This window comes from Parapedobacter deserti (assembly GCF_042646065.1).
In the GTDB taxonomy this organism is placed as follows: Bacteria; Bacteroidota; Bacteroidia; order Sphingobacteriales; family Sphingobacteriaceae; genus Parapedobacter; species Parapedobacter deserti.
On record NZ_JBHRTA010000038.1, the window covers coordinates 712,435 to 725,695 of the forward strand.

Sequence of the window (13,261 nt, forward strand, 5' to 3'; positions counted from 1 at the left end):
TTGACAGTAACTATGAAACCTTTTTTTTTAACGACCCTTGCTATTGCGTTCAGTATATTATCTTGCTCTTCGGGGCGTTCTGATGTCCCCCCGGAAGCATCCACCGATCCGGAAGCATCCAACGTATATTTTGGAGACCCGTTCATCATGCTTCATGACGGTACATACTACGCCTACGGTACTGAAGCCGCAGACGGCATTGCAGTTTACGTATCGGATGATTTGCTGACCTGGCAAGCTGCACCGGATAATCGTTTGGCGTTGCATAAAAACGATTCGTGGGGCGACCGTTGGTTTTGGGCACCTGAGGTATATGCGATCGATGACAAGTTTTATATGTATTACTCTGCGGATGAGCATATCTGTGTGGCAACAAGTGACAGTCCGCTGGGGCCTTTCAAGCAGGAGATCCAAAAACCTATGCTGGAAGGGGAGAAATGCATCGATAACTCCCTGTTTATCGATGACGACGGCAAGCCATACCTGTATTTTGATCGCTTCAATGACGGACTCAACATCTGGGTGGCGGAACTCGAAGACGACCTGGTGACCATACGCACCGAAACGATGGAAAAATGCATCAACGTCTCCCAGGAATGGGAGGAAGTCTGGCCGAGGGTCAATGAAGGGCCGTTTGTGCTGAAGCATGGCGATACGTACTACATGACCTACTCAGCCAATAGCTACGAGAGTCCGTTTTACGGCATAGGCTTTGCCACGGCGCCACGCCCGACAGGCCCCTGGACGAAGTATGCGGGGAATCCGATTTTCCAGAAACCCGGCGATCTGGTAGGGGTGGGGCATAGCGCCATGTTTACCGACAAGGACGGAAACCTCCGTATCGTGTTCCATTCGCATCACAGCGAGACGGAGATCCATCCCCGCATTATGCACATCAGCTCGGTTTCATTTACCGAAAAAGACGGCGAAACCATTATGCAGATTGATAAAGATTACATTACACCGGAGAAAAAATGAAAACGCTGATATGCAACTCCGCTCTGTTAATCTATGTTATGTCAATGCCTGCCATGCCGCTATCAGCGCAGGAAAAGCGGGAGCTGTTTTTTGCAGATCCAACGATCTATGTTGAGGGGGGCAAATATTACTTGACCGGGACCGGAGGAAGCGGGAAGGGGGCCGCTTCGGGCTTCGCGGTTTTGGAATCGAACGACCTTCAAACGTGGGCTCCGCCTACGAGGGCTGATGGCCAGGCGCACATGATCCTAACCAAAGGGGATCAAGCCTTTGGCACCGAAGGGTTCTGGGCACCGCAACTGCTCAAGGAGAAGGATACCTATTACCTAACCTACACAGCCAATGAACAAACCGTATTGGCGCAGTCACAGACGCTGTTGGGTCCATATCGGCAACAAGAAGTTGCGCCCATCGACGGCTCGGAAAAGAATATCGATTCTTACATTTTTAAAGACGATGACGGCAAGTATTACCTGTACCATGTACGGTTCGCCAACGGCAATTACCTGTGGGTAGCCGAGTTTGACATGGGAAAAGGAGAAATTAAACCCGAAACATTAAAAAAATGCTTCGGCCAGACCGAGCCATGGGAAGCCACCCCTGCTTATGAGTCGGCACCCATCATGGAGGGTCCGACGGTGATCAAATTAAAAGATAAATATTACCTGTTCTACTCAGCCAACCATTACCGGAACATTGACTATGCTGTTGGGTACGCGGTTTCTGATTCGCCATACGGACCTTGGGTCAAGCAGAAAAATAGCCCAATCATCCACCGTTCCATTGTCGGCGAGCATGGCGCCGGGCATGGCGATTTATTTGAAGGATTGGACGGACAATTGTATTATGTTTACCATGTTCACTTCGACCAGCAACAGGTAACACCCCGGAGGACACGGATAGTCCCCATAATCAAGCAGTGGGATGGCGAAGCTGGCTGCTATACATTCAGTGTAAATAGTAATGAGGTCATCAAGCCGACGATGACCAATAAAAGATAATAAGCGATGATATTACACCTATTATTTTCCCAGATTTTAGTAGTCCTGCTGGCGGTTGCCGGCTGCGGAAGATCGGCGGATGGCCAGCATCCGGATGATCAACAGCCGCCCACCGATAAGGCTGGTACCTATACTAACCCCGTTTTCGAACCGATCCTTGCTGATCCTACAGTGATCCGGGATCCACAATCCGGTTTTTTTTATGCCTACGGTACGCAAGACGACTGGGGCGATGGGCAGGGGAGCCGGTTGATACCCATTTTGCAGTCGGCCGATTTGGTGGACTGGCGGGTGGTGGGACAGGCGTTCTCCAGCAAACCCGCATGGAAGAACAACGGCGGGCTTTGGGCGCCGGACGTAAACGTAGTAGATGGTAAGTACTACCTCTATTACGCCTATTCTACTTGGGGCGACCCCAATCCGGGAATCGGCGTGGCCGTCGCGGAGAAGCCGACAGGCCCGTTCGTTGATCATGGCAAGTTGTTCACGAGTGAGGAAGTGGACGTACCCAATTCCATCGATGCCTTCTATTTCGAAGAGAACGAAGAAAAATACTTATTTTGGGGTAGTTTCAGCAATGCGCCTACGCAAGGCACTTATGCCGTGAAGCTGGCGGATGACGGGCTTTCCGTGCCCGACTTATCACAAAAGGTAAAGATCGCGGCCGGGGACTACGAAGCGGTGATGATCCATAAACGAGACGGATATTTTTATTTTTTCGGCTCCAAGGGCAGCTGCTGCGATGGCGCCAATAGCCAATATCACGTGTTAGTAGCTCGTTCCAATCACTTGATGGGACCGTACCTGGATAAAGAAGGGAATGCGATCACTGACCGCGGAAAGGGGACGCTATTACTCAAGGGCAACGAAAAGATAGCAGGCCCAGGACACAATGCGCAGCTGATCACTGATGATGACGGAACGGACTGGTTCATTTATCATGGCATCGACAGGTCCCGCGGTAAGGTTTCAAGCGGCGCCAGCCGACGCATGCTGATGCTTGACCGCATTTCTTGGAATGACGGCTGGCCGGAGATAGCGGGTGGCGTGCCCAGTACCACGCCGCAGCAAGCGCCGGTGTTTCGGTGAAACACTTCAATTTGTCAACAATTGCCAGCGGATTATAACCGATATTCTGATGCCGAACTGGTAGATAAGCTTGCCAAAGGAAAGCAGCAGGCACTGGTTGCTTTATATAATTGGATACGTTAGCAGATCTATTGCGTAAAAGACTTTAACTGTCAGAAACGTTAGGGGCAATAAGTAGTTCAGAAAACAGCAAAGTTGTTTCAATGATACTGATGATAAGCCTCCACGGCCATCTTTTGGTATTCATTCCGGTACTGATGCGGCTGTTTTCCCGTTACTTTTTTAAACTGCTTATTGAAGTTGGTGAGTGACTGGAAACCGCATTCATAACCGATACGGTCAATGTTCATCTTGTCTTCTTTGAGCAGCTTGCAGGCGTATTCGATGCGGATTTCCTTCAGGAAGTCCGAAAAAGACTGATTGACACGGGATTTGAAATACCGGCTGAATGACGTGCAGGTCATGCTGGCGATGGAGGCAACTTCTTCGAGGTGGATCTTGCGGTGAAAGTTTTTCATGATAAACTCATATACTTTGTTCATCCGGTCCGTTTCGGCTTCCGTGTTATAGGATTTTGAGTGCGTATCGGTGATCAGATGGCACTCGTCAGACAATGCGATGATATTTAATATTTTAAGTAGTTGTATGATGCTGTCGGTTCCTTTCAGGTCCAGCAGCTCAATCATCAGTTGGCTCACCAACACCTGGGTCTCCCCGGTGATCTCGATACCGCATTGCGATCGTTGAAATAGGTGTTTGATGCTTTCAAATTCCTCCTTATCGTGGATTGTTTCGCCGAGGAAATGGTCATGAAAATAGACGACAACCACCGTGGTGCTCAATCCGCTGTCTTTTTCGAAATAGTCGTTGTGGCTGCGCCATACGTGGGGGAGATAGGGGCCTATCAGGACTAGATCGTTTGCTGTAAACGGCTTAATACTGTCGCCGACAAAGCGGTTTCCATCGCCTTCTATAACATAAGAAAGCTGAAATTCTGGATGCAGGTGGAAGGTCGGATCGAAGTAAGGCTCGATCTGTTTCCGTACGACAAAAGACCGGTTTTCGGGGATGAGTGCCTTCGGTATGACGTGATGTTTCTTCATGATTTGTCTTATGGAGGTTTCAAATATAATATATAATGATATAATTTGACTATAAAGTGATAACATATCGCGGTTTTATTGTAGATTTCCGGCCTAATTTTGCGATCACAACGGTTATAGAACTATATTTATGCGGATCATTTCCTATTTCTCTGTTGCCTTTTTTTGCCTTTTTTTTATTCAATGTACGGGTGTTGACCGTCCAAGACGGGCCGAAGTGCTGTTCTTTGGGAGTTCTGATGCATCGGTTGAGTCAGGGAAATATGCAACGTGGCTTGCCATTGAACTTTTTAAAAACGGAATTAACCTTACCTATACGATCGACGGGGATGATTGGAATGAACGTTACCTGAATCAATACGATGGGGTCATCCTGTTTTCGCAGCTGGATTCGACTTCCAACGGTCAGCGAGATGCGTTGGACGACTTCGTGAGAGGCGGCAAGGGGTTGATTGCCCTGGGAATCGAACCGCCAGTACAAGGCGAAGCATCGCCCGAGAATGCGACCGGTAGTGCTTCCACAGATTCGGCCCGCCGAATGGTAAGGGGCAAAGGGCGAATCTTCCATACGCCTTACGGCACGGATGATGCGACGTGGAAGCAACTTGATTTTCTGAGGTTGGTCAGCAACGGTGTGCAATGGGCCATCGGAGACAACGTGATGGGATTGGTGGCAGCGCTAGAAATCCCCAATGTCAGTATCTACGAAGATACCATCGCTGATTTCACGGCCCGTCATCTGGTGCCGAAGGTGCAGGATCCACTGCCACCCGAGGAATCAATGAAGTTAATGCAGGTGCCGGTTGGATTCGAACTCCAGTTGTTTGCATCTGAGCCGGATATCATGAATCCGATTGCCATGAGCTGGGACGAACGGGGCCGCCTGTGGGTTCTCGAAACGGTGGACTACCCCAACAACTTTGTGGAAGTGAAAGGGGAGCAGAACGACCGGATCAAAATCTGCGAGGATACCAACGGGGATGGTGTAGCCGATAAATTCACCGTGTTTGCCGATGGGCTGAACATCGCGACCAGCCTCACTTTTTCGAATGATGGCGTTATCTTGGCGATGGCACCAGACATCCTATTCCTCAAAGACACCGATGGCGATGACGTGGCCGATGTCCGGGATACGCTGATGACCGGATGGAGAAAGAACGACACCCATGCCGGGCCGTCAAACCTGCAGTATGGATTCGACAACAAGATCTGGGGGGTTACGGGGTATGCAGGCTTCGATGGACACATCAACGGCAAACGCCAGACTTTTGGCCAAGGGGTGTACCGCTTCAACCCGGATGGTACCGATTTTGAATTTTTGGCCACCACCAGCAACAATACCTGGGGGCTGGGTATGATGGAAGACAACAACGTGTTTATTTCCACAGCTAACAATACGCACAGTGCCTATTATTCCATGCCGGAAAAGCTTACCACCCGGAGGATCAAGGATGAAAACCGCAGGCCGCAGGTCAATGCGGTGCAGAAAATCGATGGCCACTATGACGTGCATGCCTTGACCCCCAATTTGCGACAGGTAGATGTGGTGGGCGGTTTTACTTCTGCGGCAGGTCATCAGCTTTACACGGCGCGCGATTATCCAGAACGTTATTGGAACAAGGCCGCCTTTGTGACCGAGCCCACTGTGCGCCTCGTGCATCACGCCATCATCGAACCTGATGGTGCCGGATTTGCCGAGCGGGACGGATGGAACCTGGTAGCCAGTTCGGACGAGTGGTACGGCCCGATCCACGCCGAGGTCGGACCTGACGGTGCCGTGTGGATACTGGATTGGTACAACTTCATCATCCAGCACAACGTGTTTGTACCCGCTCAGGCGCCATCGGATAAAGTGCTGCCGTTTACCGAGCAGCCTCATGGTCCGGGTAATGCCTTTGAAAGTAACCTGCGCGATAAGAAACATGGCCGGGTATACCGGTTGGTCTATAAGGACGCGAAGCATAAAACACCGTTCAAGCGACTGTCAAAAGATGATGCCAGTGGTTTGCTGAAGGCATTGAAAAGTGACAATAAGTTTTGGCGAATGCATGCACAGCGCTTGCTGGTTGAGCGCGGACAGGATGATGTGGTTCGCGACCTGATCATGCTCACGGCCGACAACAAGGTAGACAAAATCGGACTGAATACGGCAGCCATCCATGCCTTATGGACATTGCAGGGGTTGGGATCGGTTCAAACAAATCAAGAGGTGTTTGACGCAGTGGTTGCTGCGCTGCGCCATCCCTCGGCCGGCGTGCGGAAAGCTGCTTTACAGGTGCTGCCGCTGGACGACCGATCACGCGATGCATTGCTTACAAGCGACGTGTGGAAGGATAGCAACTTGAATACCCGGCTCGCAGCGTTCCTGAAATTAGGGGAGTACCCTGCATCGCCGCAAGCCGCAAAAGCATTATGGGAGGCGACAGCCGATCCGGAGAATGAGCGCGACCGTTGGCTGGCGCAAGCTTTATTTGCCGCTGTTGCGCAGCATGAGGATCCGTTTAGGGATGACGCATCCGGCCAGCCGGCCAACAGTTTTGCCGCGCGCATTTTGGAGTCGCTTGCTGATGAGCATTATGTGCTGGGCCGCCGGACGCGGTTGCAGTTTTCCCCGGATGTCGCCAACAAAGAAATACGCATCGAAACTGAAGTGAGCAAGCGGGACAACCAGCCCTATCGTGGGCTGATCGTCGGTCAGGGCGACAAAAACGATGGCTATGCGCTATACGTGATGGATGGGCGGCTTCACTTTGCGGTGTACCAGCATGGGCAATCTACCGTGGTGTCAAGCAGGGGAAGGGTGCCGGACCGGTTCACGGTGGATGCACGTATCTCCGCGGACGCTACAGTTACATTGGCGGTAAATGGTGCGCTGGCCGGCGAAGCCAAGCTCATGCACCTGTTTACGACCCCATTGGGCCTTTACCTGCGCTCGGGTGAGGATTTTAACGATGCTTACGCCTTTACGGACTACGGCGGACCATCGGAGTTTACCGGCAATGTAAGCAACATTACCGTACGGCTGTCGCGCGCCGGTGCACGGCCAGCCATCCATGCGGATGCCGGAGCAGAAGATGGGGAAAGTACGGTGCCAGCTGATCGCATTGAAATAAAAGCAGTGAAGGACATTATGCAGTATGACAAGAAGCGCTTCACGGTGCAGGCGGGTAAGCCGGTAACGCTGGTGTTTGAAAATCCTGACGGCATGCAACACAACCTGCTGATCGTCCAACCGGGCACATTGGAGATCGTGGGCAAGGCCGCAGACGACATGCTGCGCTCGTCGGAAGCATACGACAGGCATTACATTCCGGAAATTCCCGAAGTGCTGCATGCTACACCCTTGGTGGATCCGGACGGAAGTTATACGCTTCAGTTTACCGCGCCAACGGAGCCGGGAGAATATCCGTATGTATGTACCTTTCCAGGTCACTGGCGGGGGATGAATGGGGTTATGACCGTAGTTAAGTAGAGATAAGTTTAAAATGTATACAAAGATGAAACACATGATGAAGCTATTCCTAGGCCTTGCCTTGTTGGTAACGGCTGTTAGCCCGACGGTGGCGCAAACCAAATCGCTTCGGGTGCTGATGGTGGGCGGCGGCTCATCCCACGATTTCGACCGGTGGTACCGGCAGGAAGATGTAAAGACCATTGAACAGGGCGGCGCGTTCAACGTGCGCTACACAGACCGCACAGACTCTGTAGCCCACTACCTGAAGCAAGCGGACGTCCTCGTCCTGACCAACAACCAGCCAATCCCCGATGATGGCAAGCGGGCCATCACCAAGTTCATTGAGAAAGGAAAAGGGGTGGTGCTGCTGCACGCTGCGGTATGGTATAACTGGGAAGACTGGCCGGCGTATAACCTCAACTATGTGGGCGGCGGTAGTAAGAGCCATGAGAAATTTCAGCCGTTTAAAAATTATGTAGTAAATGCTGCGCATCCCATTACGCAGGGTGTACCGAAAAAGTTCGAGTTCGCCGACGAATTGTACCGGCACGTATTCGACCCCAATGCAAAAGGGATCTCTGTACTGGTCATCGGTCAGTCTAAAGAGACCGATGAAGTCTATCCGGTGGTGTACACCGTCAAACACCGGAAAGCGAAGATCGTCGGCATTACCCTGGGCCATGATGAGCACAGCCACGAGCATGAAGCGTACAAGAAGCTATTAATCAATGCCATCAATTGGGTCGCAAACTAATCGAATGTCTAACTAAATACTATTAAATTAAATCAAGTATGTCTAAAATCACAGTCGTAATCGTAGGTATGGGATTCGGGAAGGAGTTTATTCCCATTTATCAGAAGCACCCGGATATCAAAGCCGTTGGTATCTGCACGCGCAACGTAAATACGCTCAACGAATTGAAAGCTAAGTTCAATCTGGACGAAAACCTTATTTTCACGGATTATGATGAAGTGGTAAAACGGGACGATGTCGATGCCATTCATATCGTTACGCCGGTGCCTGAACATGCCCGGATGACGCTTGCTTCGCTGAATGCCAATAAACACACCGCCTGCACGATACCCATGGCTATGACGGTCGAGGATTGCAAAGCTATCGTGGAGGCAAAGCGCCGCGCAGGGAAGGTGTACATGATGATGGAGACTGCGCTATACACACGTGAGTTTTTGTATGGTTTGAAATTGGCCGAAACAGGCCAGCTCGGTAAAATACAGTTTGTACGCGGTTCGCACATACAGGACATGAGCATGGACGGATGGGCAGAATACTGGAAGGGTTATCCGCCAATGCTGAATGGCACCCACGCGATATCTCCGTTGCTGCGTATCAATAACACGATCGCGGAGTCTGTGGTATGCCACGGTTCGGGCAGGCTATCCGACGACCTGGCCAGCCGTTATAACGCGCCCTATGCGGTGGAAACGGCGACGTTTAAGTTGAAAGGCACTGACGTGGTGGCTGAAGCTACCCGTTCGTTGTTTGATGTGGTACGGCAATACCGTGAAAGCTATGATGTATATGGCACCAAAATGTCGTTCGAATGGGAACAACTGCAGGATGAACTCCATGTGGTTTTTGACGGGGGCGAAAATGCTGAGCGCATCGATGTGCCTGATACGGATGAACTGTTGATTCCTGAGATTGCTGATTTTACTAAGCGCGAAAAAATCGACGACCCTAACCACGTGTCGTTCCTCCAGGGCGCAGGGCACGGTGGCTCCCACCCACATTTGGTACAGGAGTTTGTTGCAGCGATCGTAGAAGGACGGGATTCGGCTGTGGATGCGGCTTTAGCGGCAAACTACACGTGTGCGGGTATCTGCGCACATGAGTCGGCTATGAAGGGCGGCGTCCGGATTGAAATACCAAGTTTTGAATAATTTGATAGGGGTGAGCTGATGGATATAGGAGTAAGTACGTTTGTTTGGGTTTCACCGTTCTCAACGGCATCTTTCGACGTTTTGCAAAAGGCCAAGGACATCGGATACGACGTTATCGAAATTGCGGTGGAAGACCGGCAGCTGATTGATTGGCCGGTTTTGAAGAAAACATGCCGCGATCTGGAACTGAACGTGACGGTCAGTGGTGCGTTCGGCATGGACCGGGATATTTCCAATGAACGGCCCGAAATCCGGGCAAACGGGCTTTCTTATATTGTCGACTGCCTGGAGATAGCCAGTGAGCTGGAAAGCCCGATCTTCGGTGGGCCTTTGTATTCCGCGGTGGGTAAGACCCGCCTCGTTCCGGAAGCACAGAAGCAGCAGGAGCGGCAATGGTGCCTGGAAAATCTTCACCAGGCTACCCGCCGGGCGGAGGAATTGGGCGTCACCTTGGCGTTGGAACCGCTAAATCGTTTTGAGACGGACATGGTGAATACCGTTGATCAAGCCATTTCCCTCGTAGACGAGGTGGGCAGCAGCTGGTTGAAGATCGCATTGGATACCTTCCACAGCAACATCGAGGAAAAAAATATTCCCGCCAGTATTGCTAAACTGGGCGACCGGCTCGTACATGTCCAAGCCAATGAAAACGACAGGGGTACGCCGGGTACGGGTCACCTCGACTGGGCTGGTATCCGTGAAGCATTAGATGCGATCGGCTACCGGGGCAGCCTGGTCATCGAGACCTTCGGCGCGCCGTCCAAAGAACTGGCGAGAGCGGCAAGCATTTGGAGACCGTTGGCAAACAGTGCCGATGAATTGGCAACAGAGGGGTATGATTTTCTGAAGAAAACATTTTGCAATTAACTGGAACACGCCTGTGGTTAGGCAGGCGTGCTCCATAACCGATTATCTAGCTTAATTTATGGACGCTACAACCATACAGACTACCCAGCACCCAGAGGGACCCAGCAAAAAGCTTTTTTGGGGATGTTTCATCGTATTAGTCGCTACGGCCTTCGGGTTCGTTTTCCGGTCTTTTTTGATGCCGGAATGGGGCGTTCAGTTCGACCTCAGTAAAACCCAGCAAGGACAGATTTTTGGGGTGAGCTTTTGGCCCTTTGCCTTAAGTATCGTCCTCTTCAGCTTGGTGATTGACCGGATCGGCTACAAAAAGTCCATGATTTTTGCGTTTCTATGCCATGTCAGTTCGGTCATCCTGACGGTATTTGCAACCGGGTACTGGATGTTGTATTTCGGGACCTTCCTATTTGCACTGGGCAACGGCGCTGCCGAAGCGGTCATCAATCCGGTGGTGGCAACTATGTATCCCAAAGAAAAAACAAAATGGCTCAATATCCTGCACGCCGGATGGCCATTGGGTATCGCCGCAGCGGGGCTGTTGGGGATCACATTGCTGCATTTTCAGGTCGACTGGAAAATCATGATGGGTTTTATTCTTATCCCTGCCATTGCTTATGGCGCATTGATTTTTAACGAAAAATTTCCCGTCAACGAGCGCGTAAAGGCCGGTGTGGGTTATTTAGAGATGCTGAAAGAAGTAGGTGTACTCGGGTTCCTCATCATCGTCAGTTTGTGCACCTTTGAGTTGGGCAATCTGTTGGGGTGGTCAACTACCGTAAGTGTGGTACTGATTGTCGTCATCATGTCGATTATCGGTTTTGTGCTGAAAACACTGGGTAAACCGTTGTTGGTCCTGCTGCTGCTCATCATGATTCCCCTGGCCACTATGGAACTCGGGACAGATAGCTGGATTACCGATCTCATGACTCCGGAGATGCGCAAACTTGGGTTTCAGGGAGGATGGGTTTTGGTGTTTACGGCCATCATTATGGGTATACTCCGTATGTACACCGGTGTATTCACGAGCCGGATGTCGCCACTGGCCATATTGGCCATCAGCGCGCTGGTTTCCGCCATCGGGTTGCAGTGGCTTTCCGTATCGGCGGGCTTCGCCATCCTCATCGCTGCAGCGTTTTATGCATTGGGTAAGACCTTTTTGTGGGGCACGATGTTGGGCGTCGTGTCCGAACAGTTTCCCAAAGGCGGTGCCTTGGCATTGAATGTCACCAGCGCCGTCGGGCAACTGGGTGTCGGAATCATCGGAGCAGTATTTTTAGGCTCAATACAGGATAATCAGATCGATAAGAAACTGCAAGACTATGATTTGGAACACCATACCACCTACCACGGTGAGTATGTGACCGAAGTCAAACGCAGCATCTTCGGAGAATACAAAGCAGTGAACCAAGACAAGCTTACCCAGGCAGACGAGGAGACACAGGGGGTCATCGCCGAAGTGGAGAACGAAGCGAAAAAATCGGCATTATCGACGGTATCGATATTGCCGGTCTTTATGTTCCTTTTCTACGTAGGACTCATCTTATACTTCCGGTCCAGAGGCGGATATAAGCCAGTCGTTCTAAAAGACGCACCGGAAAGTCTCCATTAAGGAAAGTAAATAATTTGTGATAAACCAATGGTTAAAACGACTCGATTATGATGAACAGAAGAAAATTTATCCATGCGCTGAATGCCGGGGCAGCATTGAGCCTGGTATCAAAGCCAGCATTTGCAGGACTATTTCAAGGCGGCCCGTCCGCACGCATGCAGGACGAACTGGCATATCACACTATCCAAGCGGTGACATTCGGAGACGTAAGGCTGCAATACCCCCGGCTGGTAGGGAAAAACGCCCGGCTGGATCTTCATGGTTACGGGATACGGAATGAGATATGTACCATCACCACCGACAAGGGAGCCAAAGGCTGGGCGTCGCTGCGCGGCGGCAAGGGCGGAGCCCAGCGGATCGTATCTGAACTGGTCGGCAAGAAATTATCCGACGTATTCCAAGTGTCCGTGGGCATTACGGACGATCGCTATCTCCCGTTCGACATGGCGCTGCATGACCTGGCCGGAGTCGTACTGAACAAGCCGGTATATGCGCTGCTTGGACGTGAACAGCCGTTCACCACCAAGTATTACAGCGGCATGATCTATTTCGATGACCTGGAGCCCGCACATGCGCCCGGAGGTATCGATAAAGTCTTGGCGAACTGCCGCTATGACTATGACTACGGCTATCGGCAATTCAAGCTGAAAATCGGGCGTGGCCACCGGTGGATGTCGCAGAAGGATGGGTTAGCCCGGGATATTGAGATAACCAAAGCTATAGCCGCTGCGTTCCCGGACTGCGATATCTTGGTAGACGGCAACAACGGATTTACTGTTTATGAGTTTATTGACTACCTCAAGGGAATCGGAGACATACCGCTGTTTTGGATTGAGGAGCCGTTTCATGAAACCGTTGACGACTACCGGAAGCTCCGCGATTGGATGACACAGGCGAATGTCAAAAGTTTGCTTGCCGATGGGGAGGCTGATCCAAACCCTGCGTTGCTGGATGAGCTCATGGAACTGAAGCTTATGGACGTTCATCTCACGGATATCGAAGGGCTCGGGTTTACCAATTGGCGGAAGCTCATGCCGAAGCTGGTTCAATACAAAGTGCAGTCGTCGCCTCACGCCTGGGGTTCGCTGCTTAAAACTTACTATACAGCCCACTTGGCGGGTGGTTTGGGGAATACCGTTACGATTGAGGGCGTAACCAGTACGTCTGACGACGTAGATTTGAGCGGCTACCGGATCGAGGATGGTAACCTAATACCGTCGGATGGACCCGGATTCGGGATGAAGTTGCTGCGAGGATAGGA

General features: G+C 51.2%; 10 protein-coding genes. 9 read left to right on the forward strand and 1 reads right to left on the reverse strand.

Annotation, left to right across the window (positions count from 1 at the left end; translation table 11 throughout):
- Positions 1–12 precede the first annotated feature (12 nt).
- From ACFOET_RS15650 to ACFOET_RS15660, 3 genes are read left to right on the forward strand one after another with little or no spacing between them, the layout of a single operon-like run.
- Positions 13–978 carry a glycoside hydrolase family 43 protein gene (locus tag ACFOET_RS15650; protein ID WP_379024341.1) on the forward strand — a complete coding sequence of 322 codons (966 nt, stop codon included), beginning with the start codon at positions 13–15 and terminating at the stop codon, positions 976–978.
- The gene (locus tag ACFOET_RS15655) at positions 975–1,979 is read left to right on the forward strand and encodes a glycoside hydrolase family 43 protein (protein WP_379024343.1); all 1,005 of its coding nucleotides are present in this window, start codon (positions 975–977) and stop codon (positions 1,977–1,979) included. The genes ACFOET_RS15650 and ACFOET_RS15655 overlap by 4 nt, the downstream gene beginning before the upstream one ends.
- Before the next feature lie 6 nt (positions 1,980–1,985).
- Positions 1,986–3,068, forward strand: a complete 1,083-nt coding sequence (locus ACFOET_RS15660; protein WP_379024345.1) for a family 43 glycosylhydrolase — start codon at positions 1,986–1,988, stop codon at positions 3,066–3,068.
- Between the two features lie 200 nt (positions 3,069–3,268).
- On the opposite strand, the gene ACFOET_RS15665 is transcribed toward ACFOET_RS15660, so the two are convergent.
- Positions 3,269–4,171, reverse strand: coding sequence for an AraC family transcriptional regulator (locus ACFOET_RS15665; RefSeq protein WP_379024347.1), 903 nt, complete (start codon positions 4,169–4,171; stop codon positions 3,269–3,271).
- Between the two features lie 130 nt (positions 4,172–4,301).
- On the opposite strand from ACFOET_RS15665, the gene ACFOET_RS15670 reads away from it, so the two are divergent.
- Genes ACFOET_RS15670 through ACFOET_RS15695 form a run of 6 tightly spaced genes read left to right on the forward strand, consistent with a single transcriptional unit; the run spans position 4,302 to position 13,259 of the window.
- The gene (locus ACFOET_RS15670) at positions 4,302–7,643 is read left to right on the forward strand and encodes a PVC-type heme-binding CxxCH protein (RefSeq protein ID WP_379024349.1); all 3,342 of its coding nucleotides are present in this window, start codon (positions 4,302–4,304) and stop codon (positions 7,641–7,643) included.
- Positions 7,644–7,677: 34 nt separating this feature from the next.
- On the forward strand, positions 7,678–8,379 hold the full coding sequence (locus tag ACFOET_RS15675; RefSeq protein ID WP_379024351.1) for a ThuA domain-containing protein: 702 nt from the start codon (positions 7,678–7,680) through the stop codon (positions 8,377–8,379).
- 38 nt (positions 8,380–8,417) lie between these two features.
- The gene (locus ACFOET_RS15680) at positions 8,418–9,527 is read left to right on the forward strand and encodes a Gfo/Idh/MocA family protein (protein ID WP_379024353.1); all 1,110 of its coding nucleotides are present in this window, start codon (positions 8,418–8,420) and stop codon (positions 9,525–9,527) included.
- 18 nt (positions 9,528–9,545) lie between these two features.
- Positions 9,546–10,394 carry a sugar phosphate isomerase/epimerase family protein gene (locus ACFOET_RS15685; RefSeq protein ID WP_379024355.1) on the forward strand — a complete coding sequence of 283 codons (849 nt, stop codon included), beginning with the start codon at positions 9,546–9,548 and terminating at the stop codon, positions 10,392–10,394.
- 58 nt (positions 10,395–10,452) lie between these two features.
- Positions 10,453–12,000, forward strand: coding sequence for an MFS transporter (locus tag ACFOET_RS15690; protein ID WP_379024357.1), 1,548 nt, complete (start codon positions 10,453–10,455; stop codon positions 11,998–12,000).
- A 47-nt stretch (positions 12,001–12,047) separates the two neighbouring features.
- Entirely contained in the window at positions 12,048–13,259 is a 1,212-nt protein-coding gene (locus ACFOET_RS15695) for an enolase C-terminal domain-like protein (protein ID WP_379024359.1), read from the forward strand.
- Positions 13,260–13,261 lie beyond the last annotated feature (2 nt).